Source organism: Arthrobacter sp. ok909 (genome assembly GCF_900104405.1).
Lineage (GTDB): Bacteria > Actinomycetota > Actinomycetes > Actinomycetales > Micrococcaceae > Arthrobacter > Arthrobacter humicola.
In genome coordinates, this window is the sequence record NZ_FNJS01000047.1 from 1 (window position 1) to 25,070 (window position 25,070).

General features: G+C 64.2%; 26 protein-coding genes and 1 pseudogene. 13 read left to right on the plus strand and 14 right to left on the minus strand.

The features are described from left to right. Together tatA and tatC are read left to right on the plus strand one after the other, a co-directional pair. Positions 1 to 268 (plus strand): Sec-independent protein translocase subunit TatA (tatA, locus tag BLR03_RS22285; RefSeq protein ID WP_139184645.1); only part of this gene is annotated, 268 nt, incomplete at its 5' end. Positions 269 to 316: 48 nt separating this feature from the next. Beyond that, positions 317 to 1,111: a twin-arginine translocase subunit TatC gene (tatC, locus tag BLR03_RS22290; RefSeq protein WP_175460669.1), complete on the plus strand. Its 795-nt coding sequence runs from the start codon at positions 317 to 319 to the stop codon at positions 1,109 to 1,111. 401 nt (positions 1,112 to 1,512) lie between these two features. On the opposite strand, the gene BLR03_RS22295 is transcribed toward tatC, so the two are convergent. Next, positions 1,513 to 2,031, minus strand: coding sequence for a DUF1269 domain-containing protein (locus BLR03_RS22295; RefSeq protein ID WP_091256607.1), 519 nt, complete (start codon positions 2,029 to 2,031; stop codon positions 1,513 to 1,515). 608 nt (positions 2,032 to 2,639) lie between these two features. Here BLR03_RS22295 and BLR03_RS22300 point away from each other — a divergent pair. From BLR03_RS22300 to BLR03_RS22320, 4 genes are all read left to right on the plus strand, one after another. Continuing rightward, a complete protein-coding gene (locus tag BLR03_RS22300) occupies positions 2,640 to 3,323 on the plus strand; it encodes a DedA family protein (protein ID WP_091256609.1) in 684 nt (227 codons plus the stop codon). Positions 3,324 to 3,810: 487 nt separating this feature from the next. After that, the gene (locus tag BLR03_RS22305; RefSeq protein ID WP_091256611.1) at positions 3,811 to 4,623 is read left to right on the plus strand and encodes an MBL fold metallo-hydrolase; all 813 of its coding nucleotides are present in this window, start codon (positions 3,811 to 3,813) and stop codon (positions 4,621 to 4,623) included. A 411-nt stretch (positions 4,624 to 5,034) separates the two neighbouring features. Beyond that, on the plus strand, positions 5,035 to 6,705 hold the full coding sequence (locus BLR03_RS22310; RefSeq protein WP_254788657.1) for a serine hydrolase: 1,671 nt from the start codon (positions 5,035 to 5,037) through the stop codon (positions 6,703 to 6,705). Positions 6,706 to 7,517: 812 nt separating this feature from the next. Continuing rightward, a complete protein-coding gene (locus BLR03_RS22320; protein ID WP_091256614.1) occupies positions 7,518 to 9,617 on the plus strand; it encodes a bifunctional polysaccharide deacetylase/glycosyltransferase family 2 protein in 2,100 nt (699 codons plus the stop codon). Here BLR03_RS22320 and BLR03_RS25385 read toward each other — a convergent pair. Then, the gene (locus BLR03_RS25385; RefSeq protein ID WP_368086997.1) at positions 9,607 to 10,191 is read right to left on the minus strand and encodes a helix-turn-helix domain-containing protein; all 585 of its coding nucleotides are present in this window, start codon (positions 10,189 to 10,191) and stop codon (positions 9,607 to 9,609) included. The two genes, BLR03_RS22320 and BLR03_RS25385, sit on opposite strands and share 11 nt — an antisense overlap. On the opposite strand from BLR03_RS25385, the gene BLR03_RS22330 reads away from it, so the two are divergent. Both BLR03_RS22330 and BLR03_RS25390 read left to right on the plus strand, forming a co-directional pair. Further along, entirely contained in the window at positions 10,105 to 10,416 is a 312-nt protein-coding gene (locus BLR03_RS22330; protein ID WP_254788658.1) for a hypothetical protein, read from the plus strand. The two genes, BLR03_RS25385 and BLR03_RS22330, sit on opposite strands and share 87 nt — an antisense overlap. After that, entirely contained in the window at positions 10,389 to 10,610 is a 222-nt protein-coding gene (locus BLR03_RS25390; protein ID WP_175460667.1) for an acetylxylan esterase, read from the plus strand. The genes BLR03_RS22330 and BLR03_RS25390 overlap by 28 nt, the downstream gene beginning before the upstream one ends. A gap of 184 nt (positions 10,611 to 10,794) precedes the next feature. Here the strand turns inward: BLR03_RS25390 and BLR03_RS22335 are convergent, their stop codons facing one another. Both BLR03_RS22335 and BLR03_RS22340 read right to left on the minus strand, forming a co-directional pair. Beyond that, positions 10,795 to 11,118: a hypothetical protein gene (locus BLR03_RS22335; RefSeq protein ID WP_091256617.1), complete on the minus strand. Its 324-nt coding sequence runs from the start codon at positions 11,116 to 11,118 to the stop codon at positions 10,795 to 10,797. A 92-nt stretch (positions 11,119 to 11,210) separates the two neighbouring features. Then, entirely contained in the window at positions 11,211 to 12,674 is a 1,464-nt protein-coding gene (locus BLR03_RS22340; protein ID WP_091256618.1) for a protein adenylyltransferase SelO, read from the minus strand. Positions 12,675 to 13,027: 353 nt separating this feature from the next. On the opposite strand from BLR03_RS22340, the gene BLR03_RS22345 reads away from it, so the two are divergent. Continuing rightward, a complete protein-coding gene (locus BLR03_RS22345; protein WP_091256620.1) occupies positions 13,028 to 13,483 on the plus strand; it encodes a nucleoside deaminase in 456 nt (151 codons plus the stop codon). A 796-nt stretch (positions 13,484 to 14,279) separates the two neighbouring features. Here the strand turns inward: BLR03_RS22345 and BLR03_RS22355 are convergent. From BLR03_RS22355 to BLR03_RS22375, 5 genes and pseudogenes are all read right to left on the minus strand, one after another. Continuing rightward, a complete protein-coding gene (locus BLR03_RS22355) occupies positions 14,280 to 15,032 on the minus strand; it encodes a lytic transglycosylase domain-containing protein (protein ID WP_091256621.1) in 753 nt (250 codons plus the stop codon). A 386-nt stretch (positions 15,033 to 15,418) separates the two neighbouring features. Next, positions 15,419 to 16,357: a helix-turn-helix domain-containing protein gene (locus BLR03_RS22360; protein ID WP_175460668.1), complete on the minus strand. Its 939-nt coding sequence runs from the start codon at positions 16,355 to 16,357 to the stop codon at positions 15,419 to 15,421. Between the two features lie 104 nt (positions 16,358 to 16,461). Beyond that, positions 16,462 to 17,298, minus strand: a pseudogene (locus tag BLR03_RS22365) (dihydroxy-acid dehydratase); the annotation flags it as partial. Between the two features lie 109 nt (positions 17,299 to 17,407). Continuing rightward, positions 17,408 to 17,812 (minus strand): VOC family protein, encoded by a 405-nt coding sequence (locus BLR03_RS22370; RefSeq protein WP_091256625.1) that lies wholly within the window; start codon positions 17,810 to 17,812, stop codon positions 17,408 to 17,410. A gap of 344 nt (positions 17,813 to 18,156) precedes the next feature. Then, the gene (locus tag BLR03_RS22375; RefSeq protein WP_091256628.1) at positions 18,157 to 19,134 is read right to left on the minus strand and encodes an MIP/aquaporin family protein; all 978 of its coding nucleotides are present in this window, start codon (positions 19,132 to 19,134) and stop codon (positions 18,157 to 18,159) included. 268 nt (positions 19,135 to 19,402) lie between these two features. Between BLR03_RS22375 and BLR03_RS22380 the strand changes: the two genes are divergently transcribed. Continuing rightward, the gene (locus tag BLR03_RS22380) at positions 19,403 to 19,807 is read left to right on the plus strand and encodes a hypothetical protein (protein WP_091256629.1); all 405 of its coding nucleotides are present in this window, start codon (positions 19,403 to 19,405) and stop codon (positions 19,805 to 19,807) included. 278 nt (positions 19,808 to 20,085) lie between these two features. On the opposite strand, the gene BLR03_RS22385 is transcribed toward BLR03_RS22380, so the two are convergent. The 4 genes from BLR03_RS22385 to BLR03_RS22395 form a co-directional block, all read right to left on the minus strand. Beyond that, positions 20,086 to 20,739, minus strand: coding sequence for a DUF1254 domain-containing protein (locus BLR03_RS22385; protein WP_091256631.1), 654 nt, complete (start codon positions 20,737 to 20,739; stop codon positions 20,086 to 20,088). Position 20,740: 1 nt separating this feature from the next. Beyond that, complete coding sequence (locus tag BLR03_RS22390; RefSeq protein WP_217639837.1) at positions 20,741 to 21,343, minus strand: DUF1214 domain-containing protein; 603 nt, start codon at positions 21,341 to 21,343, stop codon at positions 20,741 to 20,743. Positions 21,344 to 21,770: 427 nt separating this feature from the next. Then, positions 21,771 to 21,953: a hypothetical protein gene (locus BLR03_RS25080; protein ID WP_254788659.1), complete on the minus strand. Its 183-nt coding sequence runs from the start codon at positions 21,951 to 21,953 to the stop codon at positions 21,771 to 21,773. Next, positions 21,950 to 22,564, minus strand: a complete 615-nt coding sequence (locus BLR03_RS22395) for an ArsR/SmtB family transcription factor (RefSeq protein WP_254788660.1) — start codon at positions 22,562 to 22,564, stop codon at positions 21,950 to 21,952. Before BLR03_RS22395 ends, BLR03_RS25080 begins: the two co-directional genes overlap by 4 nt. 135 nt (positions 22,565 to 22,699) lie before the next feature. On the opposite strand from BLR03_RS22395, the gene BLR03_RS22400 reads away from it, so the two are divergent. The 3 genes from BLR03_RS22400 to BLR03_RS22410 all read left to right on the plus strand — a co-directional run bounded on the left by BLR03_RS22400 (position 22,700) and on the right by BLR03_RS22410 (position 23,940). Further along, positions 22,700 to 22,897 carry a hypothetical protein gene (locus BLR03_RS22400; protein ID WP_091256633.1) on the plus strand — a complete coding sequence of 66 codons (198 nt, stop codon included), beginning with the start codon at positions 22,700 to 22,702 and terminating at the stop codon, positions 22,895 to 22,897. Positions 22,898 to 23,020: 123 nt separating this feature from the next. Next, entirely contained in the window at positions 23,021 to 23,437 is a 417-nt protein-coding gene (locus BLR03_RS22405; protein ID WP_091256635.1) for a VOC family protein, read from the plus strand. A 116-nt stretch (positions 23,438 to 23,553) separates the two neighbouring features. Further along, entirely contained in the window at positions 23,554 to 23,940 is a 387-nt protein-coding gene (locus tag BLR03_RS22410) for a nuclear transport factor 2 family protein (protein ID WP_091256637.1), read from the plus strand. A gap of 584 nt (positions 23,941 to 24,524) precedes the next feature. Here the strand turns inward: BLR03_RS22410 and BLR03_RS22420 are convergent. After that, on the minus strand, positions 24,525 to 25,070 hold a 546-nt coding region (locus tag BLR03_RS22420), incomplete at its 5' end, for a COG4705 family protein (RefSeq protein ID WP_139184648.1).

The following is a 25,070-nucleotide window of genomic DNA, read 5'->3' on the forward strand; positions in this document are numbered from 1 at the left end:
GAGGCTTGAAGGCTGGCATCTCATCATCATCATCGTTCTGGCATTGGTGCTGTTCGCTGCACCGAAGCTGCCGGGCATGGCCCGCAGCCTGGGCCAGTCGATGCGCATTTTCAAGTCGGAAGTCCGGGAAATGAAGAAGGACGGCACCTCCGACGCCAAGGAAGGCTCCGAGCCGGTCGAGGGCCGGGTTGTTAACCACCCGCAGGCCGCCGCCCCGGAAAGCCGCACGGGCGACGGAACCGACGTTCCGCCGTCGACCCGCGCCTAAGTACGCATGGCAGTAACCATGAGCCGTCGATCGAACCCCGAGGGGAGGATGGCGCTCCTTGACCACCTGAAAGAGCTGCGCAACCGGCTCTTCAAGGCGGCAATCGCCGTCGTCCTCGGGACAGTGGCGGGATTCCTCGTCTACCAGCCGTTTCTGGCTGCGCTGACCAAGCCGATCCGTGACCTGAACGAACAGCAGGGCCGTCAGGCGACGCTGAACTTTGACGGCGTCGCGAGCTCGTTCGACCTCATGATCCAGGTATCCGTGTTCCTGGGCCTGATCATCGCCAGCCCCGTCTGGCTCTACCAGCTCTGGGCCTTCATCGTGCCCGGACTGCACAAGAAGGAACGCCGCATCGCCCTGTCCTTCGTGGCAGCGGCCGTGCCATTGTTCGTCGGCGGCGTCCTGCTGGCCTGGCTCGTGCTGCCCAACGCGGTGCGCGTACTGACCGAATTCACGCCGGCGGGCGGCTCCAACTTCATCAGCGCCCAGGTCTACCTGACCTTTGTCCTGCGGCTGCTGCTGGCCTTCGGCATCGCCTTCCTCCTGCCGGTGGTCCTGGTGGGACTGAACCTGGCCGGCCTCGTCAAGGGCCAGCAACTTCTCAAAAGCTGGCGGATCACCGTGTTCCTGGTGTGCCTCTTCGCCGCCATGGCCGCGCCCGGCGCCGACGCCACAAGCATGTTCTACCTCGCCGTCCCCATGCTGGCCCTGTTCTTCGCCGCGATCGGGCTGTGCATGCTCAACGACCGCCGGCGCGAACGACGCGCCGTCAAACGCGCCGCCGAGACCGAAGCCACCGCGGACCAGGCCACACCAAGCTCCGAGCTGGAGAATCTCTAAGCCTTCGCCGAAGTCAGAACATGGTTCCGCCCGTTCAGTAAGCACGCACGCAACCTATACTCTCTCCATCTCCCCGCCAGGATCTCAGGTGTCTGAGACAACCGGTAATACACATCCGCAGCGCCAACATGAATCGTCCCGGAGCCAGGTCAACGCCGAGCGCTCCCAAGACGTGTCAGGGCCGGTCACCTTGTTGATCGCCGCGTTCGGTCGGACCCGTGTCCCGTAATCGCCCCGCGGTGTGTGACATCGTAGGCGTATGCACCGCTGCGGCCAGCAGGAGGACCAGGATGATGATGTCGAGGGTGGTTTTCGACGTTCCCTGGTTCGATGCCCCGGTGCCCACGCGGTAGGTGATCGTCGATATGAGCGGCCCGCTCCCGGCTGGTTGCGTCGGCCGATCAGGACGAAGCGGCTTCAATGATCTTCTCGTCGCCCTCGTTCACGGCCTTGACCACGGCGTCGTAGTCACCGCTGTCGATGGCTTTGCTGACCTTCCTGGTGGCCTTGTCGACCGCCTCGTCGACGCGGTCGACGTAGAGGTCGTCGACGACGGCAACGATCGCCGAGGAGCCCGGCGGCAGCCACTCGTCCGCGTTGACGCCGATGGACTTCTCCTCGTGACGTTTCGCGATGGCGCCAACACCTGCGCCGATCCCAGCACCGATCACGCCGGACAGCAGAAGCGGCGGAGCGAACAGTCCGACCACCAGCCCGCCGATGGCGCCGGCCTTGGTGCCGCCGGCGACTAGTCCGCCCCCATGCTCCTTGACCTCGGTCTTGCCCGAGGCGTCACGCGACAGTACGACAGCAGCCGCCACAGCCGCGTCGTCCATGCTCTTGATCGCCTTGAAGTCATCTGCCGCCGAGCCCGTGTCGGCGTACGACGAAACGAACAAGATGTAGTTGTGCTCTGCCATGGTGTGCCCTCCACTTGGTTCTGGCCGGCGTAGCGGCCACCCCGATTCCTACTGGATGCTGTCTCCGGATGGTCTTAGACAGAACCGCCCCCCAACTACAAGCGGCCTGTCGCGCCCAGACCGGCGCCGTACGCACACCGATCGTCGGGTAGGTCCAACTGTTGCCCCGACAGGCTCGCACCGGCAGGGCCCTAAGTCACTGGTTCAGCGAAGAACCTTCTGGCAGGCAGAAGGGCCTCGGTGCGCTTCTCAATGGACGCGGTGTCCCGCAAAGCGCCGAACAGCATGTGCGGGGATCATCGGATCTCTGACTCACACAGCTGAGCGCTGCAGCGGCGCGGACGGCCTACTCGCCGAGCTCACTGGCTCCCGAAATGCCTCATTGACGCGTTGATCCTTCTAAATCTGTTGCACGGTGAGGTCAGGAGGCGCTGTGCCGCCGCCGGGCCGGGCCGTGATCGCAGCGTGGTCTTGACGCGGCGCGGGCCACAAGCGTATACAAGGGCCATCCCGGTGTCGTCGCGGGGGTTATGACCGCGGAACAAACTCGGGCGGCGCGGGGACCGTCATTATGGACCGTGGCGGAGCAGCGGAGTGAGGTGTGAGCGATGACCGGATTAGCCGCCCTCCGCTTCGTGGCGCTCGGCTCGGCAGGCTTCGTCGCCCCGGAAGCAGGGATTGCGGACGAATGGGCGTACTACTTCGGCGTCTTCGTGATTGTGCTGGCCCAGTGCGCCGGTGTACCGCTTCCCGCCGTGGCCGTACTGCTTGGGGCCTACGCCTCGGCGCGCCACGGCGATCTGAACCTTGCTGCCGTTATCGCGGTCGGCAGCCTGGGCGCCATGCTCGGGAGCACTATTGGCTACGGACTTGGGCGGGTGGGAGGCCGTCCGTTGATGCTGCGACTTGCACGGCGCTTCCACGCCGACGAGAATCGCATCGTCCAACTGGAGTCGTTCTTCGATCGGCACGGCGGCACAGCCTTGTTCTTTGGCCGCTGGGTCATTGTAGTCCGGCTCTGGGGCGCCATTGCCGCGGGGGCTGCCAAGATGCCGTGGCCCAAGTTCCTGCTGTGGAACATCACAGGGTCCATTGCCTGGGTCGCGAGCCTCAGCGTTCTGGCCTATCTGGCCGGGGCGCTGGCCCATGCCATCGGTGACGCTCTCGACATCGGCGGCTGGGTGCTGGTCCCCATCGTCGTGCTTGGCCTGGTGATCGTCTGGCGCCGGCGCAGACGCCGGAAGCTCAAGTCGGCGCCAGCGTCAGGGGATGGCGTGCCCGACGCCGAATGAAGCCGTGCCGAACTGCCCCGCGCGGGATCAACCTTCGGCCCCGACGCTTAAACGTCCGCCGCCGTATTCCCCGTTAGGCGGCTGTTACTGTCGCCGCATTCGCCGTGCGGTACGAGGATCCAAGTAGGCACTCGGGTTCCTCCGCGCAGGGTGGCAGGCACAATGTCCACACTTTAAAGCAAAGACCCCTCTGACGAGGAGTGCTGTGCCCGAGGTGGGACTCGAACTGCATTTCCTCCCCTGCAAACACTGGACTCCCCCGGAAACATGCGGAATCCGGTCCGATCCAACTCCAGTACGACCGAGTCCGGATGCCAAAGTGTGTACGTTGTACACACTTCCCCTCCCACAACCTGGATGAGACGGAATGAGGCCCTGATCTCTCTTCCTAGGAGACTTTCGCGTGCCATAGTCTGGGCACGCCAGCCTGCGGCCGAAGGTGAAAAAGGCGGAAAGCAGGACAGAAGGCGCGTAGAAGGGACCAACCATGCTGATCTGTGCAACCTGCGCCGTCGAACGCGACGAACCTACCCCGGGGGTCTGCCCAATCTGCGCCGATGAACGGCAGTATGTGCCCGAGGACGGCCAAAAATGGCTCACACTGGACGGGCTGGCGCAGGAGGGCCAGCAGACATTGTTGAAGGAGAACGAGCCGGGACTGACCGGGATCACGACGGAGCCCAAAGTCGGGATCGGCCAGACCGCCCAGCTTGTGGTGACACACGAGGGTTCGCTGCTGTGGGATCCGGTCGGATATGTCGATGACAGCGCTGTGCAGGCAGTCCTCGAGCGGGGCCCGGTCCTGGCGATCGCCGCTAGCCATCCACACATGTTTGGTGTGCAGGTCGAATGGTCGCATCGGCTCGGTGGCGTCCCTGTACTTGTGGCCGACGCAGACCGGCGATGGCTGGGGCGCGATGATCCGGTCATCGAATACTGGTCCGGCAGTCAAGCTGTCGCCGAAGGGTTGACACTGCACCAGACCGGCGGACACTTCCCGGGCAGTGCGGTGGTGCACTGGGCCGCAGGGGCCGGCGGCAGAGGAGTTCTGCTGACCGGTGACAGCGTGTATCCGAATCCGGACCGTCGCTCCATCGCCTTCATGCGCAGCTACCCGAATCATTTGCCGCTATCGGGCGCGGTGGCGTTGCGGCTCGCCGTGCAGCTGGGAGAGCTCAAGTTCGACCGGATCTACGGCAACTTCAACAATGTCATCGCCTCCGGAGCAAAGGCCATTCTGCACGATTCAGCCCAACGGCACGCTGCTTGGGCCCGAGGGGACTTCGACCATATGACCTGAACCGCCGTCTGCACGAGGGCGGGGAGCTCCTGCCCCTGGCCGTCGTGTCAGTTGCGGACGGCTGAGATGTGCTGCCTTGGATGCTTAGTGGAAGTGCTTGAGGAAGCCGTCGACGACGATGTCTGTCCCGGTGATGTAGGAGGAGTCGTCGCTGGCCAGGAAACAGTGCGGTGGTGGCGATCATCTCGGACTTGCCGCCCCGGCGGAGCAGGATCGTGTTGCCCAGTGTCTTCTTGAATGTTCCTGGCCTCGAAGATCTTGTTCGGCGTCGTCCAGTGGCCGGCCGCCCCGCGGATCCATCAGCCGAAATACTCGTCTCAAACGGCGGCATGGGTCCATCATGGGGAGAAGGCGTCAGCTCGGCGTTCCAGACGTGTTGGGGGTATGTCCATGAACCACAGGAATTCATTCGTGCTGCCGATCAGCTCGGTGCCAGCTGACCGCCGCTCGCTGTTGAAGGCAGTCGGCGTCGGAGCTGCGGGCATGGCAGGGATGTCGCTGCTGGCCGCCTGCACCGACCAAAATGCCAGTCAATCTGGCGCCTCCGGCACGCCGTCGGCCTCGCTCCTGCCGGCACCGGAACCGCAGGTCAAACCGCTCCTGGACCAACAGAAGGTCAATGACGCCGTTGCCAAGCTTGACGGGATAGTCCAGGGGGCCATGGAGAGCACCGGAGTCCCCGGAATCGCGGTGGCAGTGGTCTACCGGGACCAGGTGCTGTACGCCAAGGGCTTCGGCGTGCGGGAGTCGGGCAAGCCCGAGACAGTCGACGCGGACACGGTCTTTCAACTGGCCTCGGTGTCCAAACCACTGGCTTCCACGGTGGCGGCCGTAGCCGTGGGCCGCAAGGCCATCTCCTGGACGGACCCGGTGATCATGCACAGTCCGGGGTTCGCCCTCAAAGACCCTTTCGTTACGGCAAACGCCACGATGGCGGACCTCTTGTCACATCAAAGCGGCCTGCAGACGGGAGCGGGTGATCTGCTGGAGGACCTCGCATTCGACCAGTCCTACATTCTCAGCCACCTCAACCAGCAACCGCTCGACACATTCAGGTCAAGCTACAACTACAGCAACTTCGGCTACACCTCCGGCGCCAAGGCCGCTGCCGATGCCATGAAAATGCCATGGGCGGACCTCGCCGAAGACGTGTTGTTCAAGCCCCTTGGCATGACTTCCACCAGCTATCGCCATGCGGACTACCAAAAAGCCTCTAACCGGGCTCTCATCCATGTGCCCGCCGGCAACAAGACTTGGGTCGCCAAGTACAGCCGGGACGCCGACGCCGAAGCACCCGCCGGCGGCGCCAGCTCCTCCGTGAATGACCTGGCCCGCTGGATCCGGCTGCAGCTCGCCAACGGCAGTTTTGAAGGCAAGGACGTTGTAGACCCGGACGAGCTTGGCGTCACGCATGTCCCGCACGCAGTGTCGGGCCTTCCCGCGACACCGGCCGCCCGCACCCGCTTCTACGGCCTGGGCTGGAACGTCTCCTACGACGAACACGCCCGCCTGCAACTCGGGCACTCAGGAGCCTTCAACCTCGGTGCCGCGACCGCTGTCTCCATGCTGCCGGGCGAGCAGCTGGGTATCGTGGCCCTGACGAACGGCCGTCCGCAGGGCATTCCGGAAGCCATCTGCGCCGCATTCCTGGACACCGCCCAGAACGGCGCCGCGACAGTTGACTGGTTCGGATTCACCGCGGGCGTCTTCCAGAAGATCGACGAGGCGGACAAGCCAAAAGTCGACTACTCCCAGGCGCCCGCACAGGCCAAACCGGCGCGGAGCAGCGACTTCTACACAGGCAGCTATGCGAACCCCTACTACGGCCCGCTCAGCGTCGCGGCGGAGAACGGCGGGTTGTTCATGGAGCTCGGCCCCGCTGGCAGCACCACCAAGTTCCCCCTCAACCACTTCGACGGCGATACCTTCAGCTTTGAATCCATGGGGGAGAACGCCAACGGCCTCGCGGGGGCAATCTTCGCCTCTGGCGCAGGTGCAGCGCCCGGTGCCGGCAGCACGGCGTCGAGCGTGAGGCTCGACTTCTACGATCCGACCGGACTGGGCACCTTCACCCGTGGCTGATTCCGGCCCCCGGAAACGTCTTCCGTAACTTTCCAAGGCACACAATGCCCCGAGCCACGTTACCCATGCCGATCAACAAACGCACGAGCTGTCTCATCGCCAGCAGGATCCGCTCCGGAAAGGTGGCCTGACCTAGGCTGGGACTGAAGTCCGGCGACAGACCGGCCACGGTGTGGTGGTGATGTTTTGGGATTCAAAGTGCGAAACCACTACGATTGCTGCCCAATGGTAGCTATTAATGAATCATCCGATCAGTCGCTGTCCGCGTCACCGCGTGGGCCGGTCTTTGTCGATGCCTCAGGTCGGCGCCTGCGGCGGGTCAAGCTTCTCGGCCTCGGGGCCCTCGGGCTCGTGGCGGGATATGTCCTCCTCCTGCTGGTGGCATTCATTGGCGGCTCCAATGTCGCCGCGCCCTTCCTACCTCTGCCGGCCGCTCCGGCGGCCCGCGACATTCCTTCCCCAGTGGCACCGTCCTCTCCCCCACCTGGGCTTCAAGCTAGCGAACCCCGATCGGCCGAGCCCGCAGCGCCGACTGCTGTCCGGGCCCCGGGGACCGCTGTCCAGGCCCCGGTGGCTCCGGCTTCGGCCGTTCCAATAGCCCCGCCGATAGCACCGCCGTTCGATACTGCCGCAAGGCAGCCTGCGGCGCCCGTTGCCACTCCCGTGGCGAGCACGGCGCCGACAGCGCCGGGCAAGAGCGGGACGGCACCGGGCCAGGCCACGCGACCGTCAGCGCCGCCGCACCCGTGAGTATTCGTCGCCCGGGCAAGGGTGCTGTTCCCGCCAGCGTAAGGGCTCATTGGTTCATCCTCATGGCCGTCCTGTTCGCGCTGGGTGTTGCCCTCGCAGTGCAGGGATACATGCATCACCTGGCTGGGATCGCCAATGACTCCGTCCTCGGGGGAGGCTCCTCCGGCACGGTCCCGGATGCGGTGTCCCACGGGGGCCCGGTGGTCGACGCCCGGGGCGGGGCCGTCCGCACCGTCGCCCCCGCGGACCACACGCTGGCTCTAACGTTCGACGACGGCCCGGACCCCGTCTGGACGCCCCGGATCCTCGACGTCCTCCGGAAGCACCATGTCCATGCCACGTTTTTCGTGGTCGGTTCCGCTGCCGTCGACAATCCCGACCTAGTCCGCAGCATCCTCGCTGACGGCAACGAGATCGGCGTCCATACGCTGACCCACGCGGACCTCGGAAGTGCCCCGGCTTGGCGCCAGCAGCTCGAGGTTCAGGGAGACCAGCAGGCGATCGCAGGCATCACGGGCCACGCCGCGACGCTCCTGCGGCCGCCGTACAGCTCTGAGAACGATGCCGTCAGGGACGGCACCTGGTCAGCGATGCGCGCCGCGGCAGCCCAGGGCTACCTCACAGTGCTCACCACAAAGGACAGCGAGGACTGGCAGCGGCCCGGCGTCGCCACGATCGAGCGGAACCTTGCCCCATCAGGCCCGCAGGGCCAGGTCCTCCTGATGCACGACGGTGGTGGCGACCGGGACCAGACGGTCGCCGCGCTCGATTCCGCCCTCACGAAGTTCACGGGCCAAGGCTTCCGGGTCACGACGGTGGGCGACGCCGTCGGGATTACGAGCATGCGGGACGCATCAGCCGGGGAGCAGATCAGCGGAACCGCGTTCGTGTGGGGGATCCGGCTCAGCGACTTCGTCATCACCGCCATCTCGTGGGCTCTCGTTGCGGCCGGAGCCGTGACGGTCATCCGGGCCGTCCTCGTGGTCGGAACCGCGGCGCGCCACAGGAGAGCGGCACGCCGCTCCCGGGCGGCCGGCCGCAGCCGGCGCCGGGTTGACGTGCCGGTCCGGCATGAGATCACCGAGCCGGTCAGCGTAATTGTCCCCGCGTACAACGAGTCGGCCGGCATCGAAGCTGCGGTTCGATCCATCGTCGCCTCGACCCATCCGGTTGAGATCGTCGTGGTCGACGACGGGTCGACCGACGGCACCGCAGAAATCGTGGAAGCGCTCAGCCTGCCGGGGGTCACGTTGATCCGGAAGGAGAACGGCGGCAAGCCGTCCGCCTTGAATGCGGGGCTTGCCGCTGCCAGCCACGACCTTGTGGTGATGGTCGACGGTGACACAGTCTTCGAACCGGAAACGGTCCATGCCCTCATCCAGCCCTTCTCCAACCCACAGGTGGGCGCAATTTCGGGGAACACGAAGGTCGCCAACCGCGGAGGAATCCTCGGGGCCTGGCAGCACATCGAGTACGTCGTTGGCTTCAATCTGGACCGCAGGCTGTTCGACGTCGCGGAGTGCATGCCGACTGTCCCGGGGGCCATTGGTGCCTTCCGCCGCGATGCCCTCCTCCGTGTGGGCGGAGTTAGCGACGACACGCTTGCCGAGGACACGGACTTGACCATGTCTCTGTGCCGCGACGGCTGGCGCGTTGTGTACCAAGACGACGCGAGGGCCTGGACCGAGGCACCCGAGAGCCTCGGGTCGCTCTGGAAGCAGCGGTACCGCTGGTGCTACGGCACGCTTCAGGCCATGTGGAAGCACCGCGGCGCGGTCGTCCAGGGCGGAGCGGCCGGCAAGCTCGGGCGGCGTGGCCTTGGCTACCTGCTCGTACTACAGGTGTTGCTGCCACTGTTCGCACCGGTGGTGGACGTCTTCGCCATCTACGGCCTGATCTTCCTCGACCCAGTCCGGATCGGAATGCTTTGGCTCGTCTTCCTTGTCGTTCAATTCCTCATGGCTGCCTACGCGTTCCGCCTCGACAATGAACGGCTTCGCCCACTGTGGACGCTTCCTCTTCAGCAGTTTGTCTACAGGCAGCTCATGTATCTGGTCGTCATCCAGTCGGTGGTCACTGCCTTGGCTGGTGTGCACCTGCGGTGGCACCGAATGGAGAGGTACGGCAGTCTGCGCGTCCCGCCCGCCCAGATCAAAGCGTAGTAGGCGTGCAGGATTCCAAATCGTTGCTGAAGTGAATGTCGCCAAGATCCGTGAACTGCCATGGTCCCCGGCGAGGGGTCCGGCCGCCGTCGTCGTCCATGCTCCGCCGGGCCGGCACGAAAGAGCAAAAGAAATTTCCGATCGGTGCGTAACCTTTTGGGCTACCCCAACGATCCCTCCTTTGTAAGCGCCGCTCGGAGCCAGGGACCCCCATCGGGCGCCGGCTAGCTTCCATGCTGTTGCGGGAGAGTTCCCTGCTGATTGTGGACCGGGGGCGGCCACGTTCGTCGGCAATCGCCCGCAGGTTCATGCCGGCCGCGGTCACATCACGGATCGTCTGGTAGACGGCGAGGTGTACGCCTGGACGGCCAAGGCCGTCGACGTGACATGGAAAGACGGTCCGGTAACCTACCGGACCTGGGTGTGGAGTTCGGCAGTCACCCGCCGGGACGAATGATGACCAGGAACTTGGGAGAACGCGTAAACCGTGACAGCACCAGCGAATGAAACAACCCTCGACGTGGCCGTGGACGTCCGGTTCACCCCGGTCGGGACGCCCCTGGCCATCCGGCACGAAGGCCGCATCTGGGTCGTGGCCGCCGATCCGGCGCACTGGTTCACCAGGGAGGCCTCCTGGGACACCCGGCGCACGGCGGCCGTGGGCAGCGGTGACCTGGTGAGCACCGAGTATTGGCGGGTGGAGGTTCGCCTCGGATCCTCAAGATCCGCGTTGCGGACCTTCACGCTGCGCCGGAACCCCCTCTCCACCCAGTGGCTGCTGGAAAACATCAGCGACTAGGCCTCGGCGACAATACACCCCCAGCCGATCAGCGGGCTGTCACCATCACCGATCAGGACCCCTATGCGGAGATTGCGCGCTTCCTCAAGATGCACTGCGGGAATGTGGCCACGGCGATGGACATACTGGCCTACTTCGATGACGTGTTCTTTGCGCGCAGGCCGCCGCACCACCGAAGGCGGTGGCACACTTGACTGGAGAAACTCCCTGTCGCACGTCCTCGCAACGATCAAATGAAAGCGGGCACCTAACAGTCCTCCTTGAAGCCGACTGCCCGCCGGCCGGAACCGTGAACGTGGACAAATCCTAAGAGGCCGTGTCTAGGATCACCCAGAGGTCCCCGGCACACCGTTACTGATCCTGGACATGTTCAGAGGGCTACGTGTTGAGGTCCCAGTGGACACGGATTGCCTCTGCAATCGGTCCGGCAGTGACTTCGACTCGGAGAGCAACGGGCGCGGTCCCTGTCTCTTCGATGACCGCGTCGTGGTAAACGCGGCCGCATGAGGGACACAGTGTGTAGAGATCCTCGTCCTCAGGCCATGCAGCCAGCCCCTCGGGCACGGGAGTGTTTCCGTCGTTGTGGACGGGAATGCCTTGTGAGTTGGCCTGAATCAATCCCTGTTGGCTGACGGTATTGCCACATACGCAAGTGATGGTGGTGACGTCATGATCGATAACATCAGCGAATTCGGTATCCATGATGAGCTCCCCGGCGTTGGAAGAAGGCGTTCTGTCGTAGATTGTGCCTGCGGACCAGCTGATGGGGCCGTGCCGCAGCCTGCTTCGGCGGTTCAGGTTCCGCAGAAGGTCCGGTAAGGGCCGAAGCTTTCCGGGGCGGCGTCGGCGTAATGCTCGAGACCGGGCCGCTCGTCGAAGGGTGAGGCTACTGCGCCCATCAACCGTTCCAACGGACCCGCATTCCCGCTGGTAGCGGCGGCCAGGGCCTCCTCCACCAGGTGGTTCCGCGGGATGTAGACGGGGTTGACCCGGTCCATGGCGTCAGCGTCCGGCGCCAAGGCACGCCAGCGCCTCACCCAGGCATCGAAACCTGCCGGGTTCAGAAGCTGGCCGCGTGCAGGTTCAACCTGGCCGCGGGCGGCTTTGCCGAGGTGGCGGAAAAACGATGTGTAGTCCGCCCGTGACTCCTGAATCAAAGCCACAAGTTCGTCCGCGAGAGGCGAGGTCACTTCATCGTCGTGCCCTTCACGGAACCCCAGTTTGGCCTTCATGCCTGCCGACCAGGCTTCACTGTACTGCCGGCGGAACTCGCTGAGGGCCTCCACCGCGAGGTCCACTGCGTTCTCCTGGTCATCGTGGAGGAGGGGCAGGAGAGACTCCGCGAGCCGGGCAAGGTTCCACTCCGCCACTAGCGGCTGATTGCGGTAGGCGTAGCGTCCGGTCTCGTCGATCGAACTGTAGACCGCGGCGGGGTCGAAGCCTTCCATGAAGGCACACGGCCCGTAGTCGAGGGTTTCGCCCGAGATCGTCATGTTGTCGGTGTTCATGACCCCGTGAACGAACCCGACGAGCATCCACCGGGCCACGAGTGAAGCCTGGGCAGATACTACCCCTCGGAATAGTGCGAGATATCTGTTCTCGGCGTCCGCCGCGGCGCGGTGGTGACGGGTTAGCGCGTATTCGGCGAGGCGGCGAAGGAGGCCGATATCGCCCGTGGACCGGGCGTACTGGAAGCTGCCCACGCGCAGGTGGCTGCTGGCAACCCGGGTAAGAACGGCGCCGGGAAGGAGCGTCTCACGCTGCACCGAACGCCCCGTCGCGACGACAGCGAGGGATCGTGTGGTGGGGACGTTCAGCGCATGCATCGACTCGCTCACTATGTATTCGCGCAGCATAGGACCGACCGCTGCCTGGCCGTCGCCGTCTCGCGCAAACGGCGTGCGTCCTGATCCCTTGAGATGGATGTCGCGGAGCTGCCCGTCCGCGTGCCCGATCTCGCCGAGCAGCAGTGCGCGCCCGTCGCCGAGACGGGGTGCGTACCAGCCAAACTGGTGGCCGGCGTAGGCCTGTGCCACCGGACTGGACTCCGCAGGGACGGCGTTGCCGATCAGCAGAAGCAGACCCTCAGGGCTCCTGAGAAAGGCCGGATCGAGACCTAGCTCGGTGGCGAGGTGCTCGTTGAGCACCAGAAGGTGCGGGTCGGGAGCCTCCTGCGCGCGCCAAGGAATGGCCATCTCCTTGAACTCCCGGGCGAAGCGGCCATCAAATGTGACGGTTGAATGCGCTATGTCACTCATCTATCAAGGATACGGGCGACACTGTCAGCAATGTGGCCTGGCCAGATCCGCTCGCCGCCGCAAGGCGATCCACCGCACCGCTCAAGGTCAGATGCCGCAGCAATGCAACTCGGTGTAGACAGCAAGGCTGCCCTGGTTCTCAATCGTGCCGCGAACAGTCCTGACACACTTCATGCGGGCGTCCTGCCGGATTCTTCGGAAAGGCATGTCACACAGACTGCATGGGCGCATGATCTCGTGTCAGCAGAAGTAGGCAACGCGAGGGTCGCGGATGAGCTGCTGTGGTTGAACCCCGATGCCAGGCTGCGAGCGCCCACCGACAATTGGAACGCGCGCCAATTTAGACTGCACCCATGAACGAAACTCAAAGAACCAACACAGACCCGGTTTTCGAAGCTGCCTACGAAGCCGCACAAAAGAGTCTCCGAGAGGGCGGCATCCCGATCGGCGCTGCCTTGGCCCGCGGCGGGGAAGTGATTGCCAGCGGCCACAACGAGCGTGTCCAGCATGGTGATCCAATCGCCCACGGCGAGATGTCTGCGCTGCGGGCTGCCGGACGCCAGAAAAGCTACCGGGACACGACCCTCTACACAACCCTGGCACCGTGTGCGATGTGTACCGGGACCATCATCCAGTTCAAGATTCCGCGCGTGGTGGTGGGCGAGGCCGACACGTTCCCCGGCGAATTCGATCTTCTGCGCTCACGTGGCGTCGAAGTACTGGTGTTGAATGATGCCCGATGCGTCGAGATGATGCGCACCTTCCAGGAGGAACACCCTGAGCTGTGGGCGGAGGACATCGCCGAGTAATCAGCAGCAGAAAGGAACAACGGTGATTGGGGTCGCGACCAGGCCAAAGCCATCGTGTGCATCGACATCATGCGCCCGTCGCCTGGCGGTCCACTACCCACCCAGCCCCGTTGGCACTCACCGACCTCGTCCGACGCCGGGAATCCTCGACGACGGCGACCGGCGCCTTCGCTTCAGACCAGTCGCCTCCGGCCGCCCATCTGATGACGCGCCAGAGGAATCTGGTTCGACCAACGTAGACGAGTTCCTGGAGTAGTAATCCCCGGCCTCCACGTGCTGGCGAAGGCCTCGTCGACGCCGAAGGATCCCTCCGACTCCCCATGGATTCCCATCTCGCGGAAGGTGCGCGTCTCGAAAGCCCACTTCATTAGCCGTGAGCCTGCGTGACCGAACGGAGCGTCGAGTTGCTGGCCCTCGCCGGTACCGAAGCCGTCGAGGGAGACCGAGAAGTTATGCACGCGGACGAGGGACATGTCATCGCCTGAGGTGCTTGTCGTTCGCAATCCCTTTATGGCGAACGAACCCAACGACTCAAGACGGACGATGGGAGGATCAAGCCGCAATGTACATGGAACCGCTTGGCGGAACGCCCCATCAATGCGGCGCCCGAGGTCCTCGGCGCCGCCTGGGCGCTGCTTGTTCTGCGCGACGTGATCTTCGGCAACCGGCGCCACTTCATGGAATTGCTGGCCAAGTGAGAAAGAGCATCGCCTCCTGAATCCTCGCCGGCCGCTTGAATCACCCGGATTCGCCGGACCCCCTTGCATTCACCGCGATGGGCCTTCAGCCCGTGGACTCATTCGGCGGTGCCCGTCTTCGCGGCGTATGCGGTGGCTTGGGCCCGCACCTGGCGAATGTAGGGATCGGACTGGTTGTAGGAGTAGATGGCGTCCGTCCACCCTTGCGCGGTTGTGAGGTCACGTCCGTGGGCGCACAGATAGGTCGCCGCGCTGAGGGCGGCGTCGTCAATATTGAACGGGTCGGCTTTTCCGTCCCCGTTCCCGTCCCGCCCTACAAGATGCCAGGTGGAGGGAATGAACTGCATGGGTCCGACGGCGTGGTCCCAGCGGGCGTCGCCGTCCAGGGCACCCGCATCCGTGTCGGCGATGGCGGCGAATCCGGCGCCATCGAGGCTCGGGCCCACAATTGGGCCGCTCGCCTGCCCTGCGGTGTTAAGGCTGCCTCCGCCATACGTACCGTGCGCGGATTCGACGAAGCCGACAGCTGCCACGGTGTTCCAACCGATCCCGCACTTCGGAGCGGAATCGTTGGCCGTGGCTGCCGCAGCAACGTAGGCCCGGAGCGCGCGGGCAGGGATCCCGGTCTGCGCGGCAGCCCGGATGAGCCACTGGGCATCCGGGCTCCGGGTTACGTTCACGGCGGTGGTGATGCCGGTGGAGAGCATTTCAAGTTTCGCCCCCGCTCGCGGCGGAGGAGAAAGGGCCCCGCGAGCGTCTGCGCCGGGCTGCCGAGTTGTCCAGAACGAGAATGCGGTGATGACGCAAACCGCGAACAGGCTGAAAACCAGAAGGCGTTTTAGACGGAGCACGGACTAATCAAACCATGCACGTTCCGTGACGGCTTGACGAAACGGTTCTCATCGGAACATGGAGGCCGTCGGGTCGGTGGCGGGTGCTTTGGCCGGCCACGCGGACCTGGCACCGAACGCTCCATAGGCACCACGGCGTTCCCACCGCTCCGTCAAGTCGTCCTCGACCACGCAGGCAATGAACGGATGCGAAGTACAAGCCAGATAGCAGGCAGCTCACTACGGCACATCAACTCCCAAGTCCAGAGCGTCATGTAGTCGACGCCGAAGGCATCCATAAAGAAGTATCAAAGGCCACACGCACCCCTATGAAGCACCTCAGGGCTATGTTTTCCCTTTGCTGGCGAGGACTTGGGCACACGGTGGCTCAAGCTACGGAGGTGTCCCTAGAGCCCGTATCGGCGAATTCGCTCGTAGAGCGTTCCGCGTGAAATGCGCAGTTGCTCTGCAGCGTCGGATTTGTTTCCCCGGCACTCGCTTAGCACCGATGCGATGATCTCGCGCTCAGCCAACTCCAGCTGGCTAAGCGCGGGCAGGCTTGCCGTCAGGGGTCCGGCATTCGAACCCTTGACGAGCGAGCGAGCAAGGCCTGCGACGTTCAGGCGGCTGAGCACCAAGGAACAGCCTTCCGAAGTCTTCGGTGGCATCACGGGCACAATCTGCGCCCGAACGCCCGTCGGCAGGACGAACTCCCTGGTAAACGGTCCGGCCTCCTCGACATAGTGCCACAGCTGCTCACGGTCAAGTGCTAGGCCGCCAAGGCCGTCCTCGGCGATCATGGTGTATCGGTCCAGCGTGATGACGGCCGCTCCCGTTCCCGCCTTGACCCGCAAGTGGGCATCAAGAAGCCGCTGATGCCGGGCGCGGGACAGGCGGGTCAGCGAATCCTGGATGCCGGCAAGCAGCATATTGAGCGCAATCTTCAGATGCGGGTTCGGCTCACCAGCAAGGCACGTGACGTTCACGGCGGTGAGCAAGTTTCGAGTGATCGGGTGCAGGACGGGAGTCGCTGCGCACACGAGGTTGTGCATGCGCTCATCCAGGCGGTCGGTGCCCTGGACGATGGTGAGGGCGCCGGTGGCAAGCGCGACGCCCACCCCATTCGTGCCCGCGGAACGGTGAGCGAGGTCGGCGCCCTCCGTGACATCTGCACGTGCGAGATGCCGACGCAGGCTCGGTGCAGCAGCCCACTCGTAAGTCACCCGTCCATCGGCGTCGGTAAGGGCTAGCCAGGTCGTTGTCCCTTCAAGTGCCTCCTGTGTCGAGGCGATTGCGCTTCGCGCCACTTTCAAGAGCGACAACTGCTCCTCAGCCGAATTCGACATCTTGGTGTTCCTCCGCGTCATTGCGTGTGCTGAACGCTATTCCGCGGCAGTGACCAGCAGCGGCTGGAGGGGCCCGTGTCGAACGGCTCCCTTGTGCGCCGAGAGCGCGCAGGAATGTCGATGGAAATCGTGTCCCCATCCTGGACGAGCGCGATGGCTCCTCCCGCGGCAGCTTCGGGCGAAACATGGCCGATCGATAGTCCCGACGTTCCGCCGGAGAAGCGGCCATCGGTGATCAGGGCGCCCGTCGCGCCCAGACCCAGACCTTTCAGGAACGACGTCGGATAGAGCATTTCCTGCATACCGGGACCGCCCCGGGGCCCTTCGTAGCGGAGGACAACGACGTCGCCGGCGACGATCCGCTTGCTCAGGATGGCATCTACAGCGGCATCCTGCGACTCGAAGACCACGGCCGGCCCGGAGAACTGGAAGATTGATTCGTCCACGCCGGCGGTCTTCACCACGCAGCCGTCCACTGAAATGTTTCCGCTGAGGACGGCCAGTCCTCCCTTGTGCGCATTCCCGATCGAGCGGATCCAGCCATTCTTGTCGTCGGTGTCCAGGCTGTCCCAGCACTCGGACTGGGAGAAGGCCGTGGCTGAGCGGACACCGCCCGGGGCCGCGAGGAACAACTCAATGGCCTCCTCGCTGGCCTTGCCACCGCGGATATCCCAGATGTCCAGCCATGAGCGAAGGTCAGGTCCGTGCACGGAGCGCACATCGCGGTTGAGCATGCCGCCACGGTCCAGCTCACCCAGGATGGCCGGGATACCGCCGGCGCGGTGGACGTCTTCGATCAGATAGGTGCCGTTCGGCGCGACCTTCGACAGGCACGGTGTCTTGCGGGAGATAGCGTCGATGTCCTCGAGGGTGAAGTCGAGGTCGGCCTCCTGGGCGGCGGCGAGCAAATACAGGATGGTCTTGGACGAACCGCCCATGGACGTTCGGGACCCTGTGTCCTGCATGCCCGGCGTATGCCTCGAGACTTGAGCCTCATTCCGGTCGGACGAAGGGCACGACCGTGACTGTTCGGGCCCACCGCCATTTGGATCAGGATGTCGCGAGCCGCGCCTCGGGAAGTGTCGGCTCGAATAGTTCGATCGGATTGCCCGAGGGGTCTTCGATCACTACCTGATTTCCGCCTATGCCCGTCACGATGTCATTTCGGAACTGCACGCCTGCATCGCGGAGGGTCCGCACTGTTGCCGCGAGGTCGGACACCTCCAGCGCGAATCGATTCCATCCGCCCGGCGCCGGCTTGGTGCCGTCGGGCATGCTCTGGCCTCCTCCGCCCTGGCCGCTCGGAGCGCTGAGCAGCAGCCGCAAATCACCGCGCTCAAGCATGGCAAAAGGCGGGGCGGGATGCATGACGAGCGTGAATGCCAGATGTTCGCGGTAAAAATTGATGGCGGCATCGACATCATCGACGATGTAGCGCACGCTTACGGTGGCCATCAGGAGACCTCCTTGCTCTGAGCTCAGAAATACGCGCCACCTCGCGGCCTGTCAACGCGCCGAATATCAGACACGCCCACGTGGTCGAACTGGATTAATGCCATCAGTGATGCGGTGAGGTGGCAGCCAACCCGGGCGGCGGCTGGCATGGACAGATACTCAAGAAACTGCCCGATACGCTGCGCAGACCGAGGACCGGGTACACGCCAGTCCGGGGTAGTCGAATCTGATGACATGGCCTGACATTGTGGTGAAACGCCCGCCCCCGCCCGGCCAGCGCCGGCGCCTCTGAACCGGCAGAGCGAATCTCCCTGTATCGCCCGTCTCTGGGGATTCTTGATCGCCTATGTTTCGGCCGTCCGTTTCGTTTCGGTCGCCGGAGGTGTCTCTCCGCCTGCCCGGCCCGGGAGCGTGGGTTCCTGGAGCCTGATGCGCGCATGCAGGACGTCGCCGATAAACCAGTCGTAGATCAGCACGCCGATCACTCCGCCGATGAAGGGCCCGACGATCGGCACCCAGAAGTACCAGCTGAAGGCCCCGTCCACGGTGCCCGGCAGCGCCGTCTGCCCCCATCCGGCCAGCCAGGCAAAGAGCCGTGGCCCGAAGTCACGGGCCGGGTTGATGGCGTAGCCGGCGTTCGCGCCGATCGACATGCCGATGGCTGCAACGGCCAGACCGATCATGAACGGGCCCAGGTTCGCCTGGACCGCGGTGTTGCGCATGTCGATAATGGCCACCACGAACATGAGGAGGAAGGCCGTGCCGACAATCTGGTCGACCAGCGGTCCCACGGGGCTGCCGTTGAAGTAGGGTGCCGGGAAGGTAGCGAAAATGGAGTAGCTGGCAAGACCCTTCGGGTCCGCACGCCCGGTCCCGACGGCCTGGTTATAGGCATCGATCGCGTCGTGATAGAGCAGGTACACCATCGCGGCCCCGGCGAAGGCGCCCAGAACCTGCGCGACAATATACGGCCCCACTTTGCCCCAGGGAAATTTACGCCGGACCGCGAATGCCAGGGTCACTGCCGGATTGATGTGCGCGCCACTGACGCCACCGGCAACGTAGATAGCCATCGTCACCGCCAGGGCCCATCCCCAGGTGATCAACAGCCAGTCTCCGGCGGCCATGAAGATCGTCGTCGATGTCGCTGCCCGGCCGGACCCGGGCAACGCGGCGACCGCCATGGCCACCACGCCGTCGCCAAAGGAGATCAGCACAAACGTGCCGAGAAACTCTGCAAGAAGTTCTCCCCAGGTCCCTCCTAACTGCTTAAGGCCGCTGCCGTTACGGACCGCATTCCTAAGTGGACTGATATCGCTCATCGCGAGTGCCTCCTCGAGTCATCTGATCGACCTACCGAAATTGACAACCCCAGTACATTTATGCTACGCCGATAGTGTCCGTAGGCAACGGTCTAAGATCTGTCCGCCGTGGGCAGCACCTCGGGCCCGCCTCTGCCGCCCCGTCCCGGCAAGCCTCAGCAGGCGCGGAGGCGGATTCTGTCGAGGAGCGCGGGCCCCGACAGACTTGACCCGCCAGACTTGAATTGCGCCGCAAAGACGCGGATTTCGTTTCGGGAAAGGCACCAACATGTACGACAACAGCAACATTGAAAACACCCCGGATGAGCCAGGCCCGGAGAAGAAGCCGGAGGAAGCGGACCTGCGCGGCCGGTACGTCGAAGGCAACTATGGCAAGGCCGGAGCGCAGAGCGGCCGCCATGCGGACGACGAGGAAGGCCAATACATCGAAGGGGACTATGGGGCGGCCGGCAGCGAAGGCGGACTGCCCGAACCCCTCGGGGACAAGGCCAAGGAATCGGGGCGCTACGTGAAAGCCAACTTCGGCGACGCCGGGTCGACCCCTGGCCGCACCGCTAAATCTGAAATTGGCCAGTATTCAGAGGGCAACTACGGTGCGCGCGGTTCCGTAGATCCCGTCCGCAAACCGCATACCGACACCGGGACCGGGACCGGGACCGATAATCAGGAATAGTCCGGCACGTGCACCCCGCAGGACGGGCTGGGAGCGCCGTCGAAACCAGAGGCTGACGCCAATATTCGGTGCCGCTGTTAACGGCGCTGCTGGTCACTGACTACCCCGACTAGCAGCCCGAGTGAGAAGCCGGCCGGCCGCTCACCCGCGGCGCGGCGCATTCCTTGCGTCGCCGATTTTAGAGGGATGGCGTGGTCGGCAGCACCGGACGCCGGTCCTGCCCCGGCAAACCTCTCGCTCAACTCCGGGGCATTGGAACTGCACAGACCCGGTGACCGCTAGTGCTTCAGTGCCGCGAGCTGTATTTCCTTCGCAAGCGAGTACGCGATCGGAAGATCGCTGTCGCTCTCGACGAAGACACGGCCAATGACGAGCGCGGAATCGGTTGGCGAAGAAATCTGCGTCATGCCGTTTGGTACGGTTCCCTTCCAGCCGGGCCCGCTGAGAACATAGTCGCCGGCCTGGGTTCCCGTCGCACGTTTGCCGACGTAGGCAAAATTGGCGCTCGTCGACGGGTCGGTGAACTGCACGCTGAAGTAACGGCCGGCCATGTCCGGTACGTGCAGGACCTGCGGCCCCTTGCTCAAGTCAAGCCAGCCGCCAACGTAGAGCAGATCGTCGGCTCCGGTTGCCATCAGGCTCCCGCGCGACGCCGACGGGGAAGAGGTGCCGGGCACGGCGTACAGCGTGTTGACGGGGACCGGGCCTCCACCGACCCCATGCTTGAGGATCGCCCTCTTGTATCCGTTAACCGTGAGGCGGGGCCAGAGGTAGATGAAGGCCGGCGCGCCGATCCCCCACACGATGACTGCCGCTATGGCGAGCGGAATGATCTCGTCCCCGCTGGCGATCCGCCGGTAGATGACCCAAGCGAAGACCGCCAGTATGACGGCTGTAAGGGGACGTCCGTACTTCAGGATGAGGCGGTTCATATCACTGCACGCTGACAACGGGCGGCAATTGGTACGTGCCGTCGAGAATTGCCGCGCCAGGTAGATATACGCGGAACATCAGCTTGAACTTCCCGGAAGGAGTTGGCAGCCAGTTCTGCTCGTGCCCGCTCGGAGCCTGATGCCGGAGATAGATATCGACTGAACCGTCGGAGTTCTGCACGAGAGGTGAACTGCCACCAACGCTATAGCGATTAGTTGGATTGGCCACCATATACCCGACGACATCGGTCGCAGTGAGCGACCAGAAGGCGTCATTCGGCGGGAGTTTCCCGGCAGGGAAATGCAGGACGTAGCCATGCCCGCCGCCCAGCGCATGCCCTGAGCCATCCATAGTGGTCGTCCAGTACGCAGCCTCTTCAAGCACATTGACGACGGGCAGGGCTTTAGCGCAGGCGGCCCGCACGAGGACTCCGTTGCCAGGCTGGCCGCATTTATGGATGGCACTCCAACCGTTGACAGTCGTAGTGATTGCCCTGCCCACCGCGTTCATGATGAAAATTGCCGTCAAAAACGCCAGCGTGGCGCCGATGATTAGCCCCTGCACGACACCGGACGACGAGAGCATCGCGAGGACATTTGCCATGTCCGCACAATAACACTGCTCAAAATAGCTGAGTGCTGTTCCGCATCGATCCACTGAGCGATGCGCCGTTCTTCGAGCCGTTGCTGAGCCTCATACCGGGACGCGGCGGCATGCCTTCCAGACGGTGTTCTCCTCTTTATCACAGCGGTTCACGCGATTGTCCGTTTCCTGTTTTCCTCGTCCGGACTGACCCGCCAGGCAAACCCTACGACGGGTCGGGCTGGGTTGTTGGCCGTGGACCCGAAGGGCAAATCTGTTCGACGGGAACGCATATCGGGGCGCCGAACGCGCAACCGCAGAAGGCCTCAGACCGGGCGGCCTCGACCGCGTATCGCCAAGTGCGGCTCGGGTCCTGACACTCCACGTTCCCCGAGTTCAAGCGGGTGCGGAGCGCGATCCGTACCCGGCTGCTGGATGTCGTCAGAGACTAGTCCCTGGCGCGCATCCGGGCATCACGGACCTCGGCATGCATGTCCCAGGGCGCCTGTGGCAGGACTTTGCCTGTCTCGAGGAGCGATTTGAGGTTTGAGCCCACAGCGGCCCAGCCGAGGGCAGCGGCTTCGGCGTCTTCGACTGTGGGTATGTTTTCGTGCACGATTGAGAGCTTCACGATCTCCTTGTATTCCTCGATCGTGAAGGTGACCAGCGAAGCGGGTGCGCCCCCCCGGCCGGGTCCTCGAAGGTGATCGCGAGGCTAGTGGGGCGTTCGCTTTCCACGACTCGGCCGGTGACGTCGGCGATGCCGGAGCCGTCCGTGCGGACGTGCTTCCAAGGCTGACCCGGCTCCCAGGTGGAGACATTGCTGTGGCCCCAGAACTGCGCTGTCAGCTCCTCGCTGGTCAGCGCGTCCCAGACAGTCTCGGCCGATGCGCGTATGTAGGTGACATAGACGTGATCAGGGTGTTTTGTCATGGCGGTTTCCTCTGCTCGTTTCTTGATGGCGCTGACCGCGTCCAAACGCGGCCGTTCGAACTTGCTGATCCAGCGTTCCTGGATCTCCTGGAGCGGCATGGGGTTGAGGTCGTGGAGCCGTTGCCGGCCGCGGTGCACGACGGCGACAAGGTTGGCGTCCTCGAGAATCCCCAGATGCTGGGTGACGGACTGCCGCGCCATGCCCAGCTCCTGGCAAAGCTCGGACAGGGTTTGGCCGTTCCGCTCGTGGAGGCGGTCAAGAAGTGCGCGGCGGGTCGGATCGCCCAGAGCCCGGAACACCTCAGTCATAGAGGCAGTACGCAGGTAAATGCCTGCATATCCAACCCGCGATCCTTTGAAATGGTTGCGAACGATTGTCCCCGAGGCATCAGGGTTCTGCCCTACCGTTGTTAGCTGGCCATAGTGACTGAACCGCAGCGTCAAATGACCGTTGACCCCCGTTTGGAGTACCTTGCCTGCGCCCACGTGTCCGGGGCAGAGCGTGGACATTTGAAGGTCGAGCGCGGTGGCCGCACAATCTGGTCGACAGGTGACATGAAAAACTACGTCCTGGCTCTCAGCATCGTTGACGGACCACTGATCGTCGCGGAATACGTGATCAAGTGCAACACTCCCCTGTGATTCTCAGAGATCCAGGGAACTCCGACCCGGCCTGCGGTGTCCCCCTGTTGCGGTCCTCTGGCGCACTGTTAGCATGGCCCGGTGGTGACGTATTCGCGCAATTAGAACCCAGGAGAATCCCCCATGACGACCCGCCTTAATCCCTATCTGAGCTTCCGTAACAATGCCCGTGAAGCCATGGAGTTTTACAAGGACGTCTTCGGCGGCGAGCTGACCATCAGTACCTTTGCCGACTTTCAGGCGAGCCAAGATCCTGCCGAAGAGAATCTGGTGATGCATGCGCAGCTGGAATCGCCGTCCGGGCTGACATTAATGGCGTCGGACACGCCCGCCCGCATGGAGTTCCAGCCCGGCAACACCTACAGCGTTTCCCTCAGCGGTGATAACGACGCCGAACTCCGTGGCTACTGGGAGAAGCTCGCCGACGGGGGCGCCGTCTCTATGCCGCTCGAAACCGCGCCTTGGGGCGATACTTTCGGCATGTGCAACGACAAGTTCGGTGTGGCATGGCTGGTCAACATCGCCGGCGCCAAGGACTAACTTCCGACGCAGTGTGTCCCATCCTGCACGTCTGTGAGCCCGGGACGGGGCTGCTGCGTTCACCTCGCTGAAGGGACGAGCACTACGCCCCTCCGCTGCTCAAGAAAGGATCTCTTGTGCCGGACTCCAGCGTCGAAGGGATCGCACGCTCCTACATCCAGGCTGTTGGCTCCCACGATATGGGTGCCCCTGGAAACCTGCTCGGTGAGGATCTCGTAGCCACGTTCGCCGGCACGACCCTGGACAAGGCGGGGTGGACCTCGGCGCTCAAGCGCCTTGTCCCGGTGCTGGTCGGCAACGAAATCCGGGAGATCTTCTCCGCGCAGGACCGTGCCTGCGTCGTGTACGACTTCATCACCGATACGGCTGCCGGCGCCGTCAGGTGTATCGAGCTGCTCACCATCAACGCAGACAAAATCCGCGAGATCGAACTTGTCCTGGATCGCGTCGCCTTCGCTCCCGTCAACGAGGCCCTGAACGCGCGGGGGCCGTCGGCCCAATAAAGATCCCTCGCCCCGACGGCGTCGTCGAAGCGGCCCGCTCCACCCTCGTCATCGGCATCGCCTAGAACCGCCAAAGCGAGCCGCGAATATACCTCCATCTTGAACTAACAGTCGCAACTCCCGGAAGCTCCGCGCCGCCGGGGCCCGCCCAGTCATCTCCAGCGGCGAAACGCCGCAGATCAGCCAGGGCCTCGAACCTTGCCGCCAGGCCACGGCCGGGTCCGCCCCGGGCGTCACCGTCGGACCTCACCGGCCCCGGCGGCCGGCCCATCGCCGGTGACTACAAAATCACCACCGCGGACCCCGGACAACGCCTCAGCTTCCAGGTAGTAGCGGGTCCGGCCCGGCCGTCCGGCGAGTACCACCTCAGCGCGGCGCCCGGTGGAACGAAGGTCCGGTTCAACCTGGACCTGCAACCCAAAGGACTCATGAAGATCGCACGGCCGATGATCGCCCGCACGATGCAGACCGAGGTCGCCCAACTGACCAAACTCAAGAGCGTTCTCGAAGCCGCATAGGCAAGGCTGCTCGCCGTCGTCCTCGCGGGGACCGTGGACCCCGGCCGATGCGACCGGGCCGATTCGTCAGCGGAAGCGGTCGGCAGCGTTTCCCTTGCCCGAGATTGACAGGTAGGCGACCACTGCTGCGATGCACGCGGCGAGGCCCAGACTGACGGGGCCGGTCCCCCAGCCGAGGCCTCCCCGATCGACGGAAACGGCCGTCCAGTCGGCGAAGGATGCCCCGAGGGGCCGGGTGAGGATGTACACGAACCAGAACGACGGAATCGCCGCAAGCCAGCCACGCCAGTGCCCGAAAGCGCCCACCCCGATCGCAGCGGCGAACACGACGCCCGACGCAAGATAGCCCAGGTCCAGGCTGTACGCGGTCATGTCGCCGGTCGCGGTGCCCAGGGCGAACGTCACCAGCACGGCGGTCCAGTAGAAGGCTTCGCGACGCCGGGTGTTCACGCTGTGGATCGACAGTGTGTCCTCGGACCGGTACCAGAGGAGAAAAACGGCCGACAGGGCGACAAGGAAGACCACCGCGGACACCAGGTAGGGGACGCCGAGCACGACGTGCACCGCATCGGCGGCCATGGTCCCGAAGACACTGACCATGACCACGGCCAG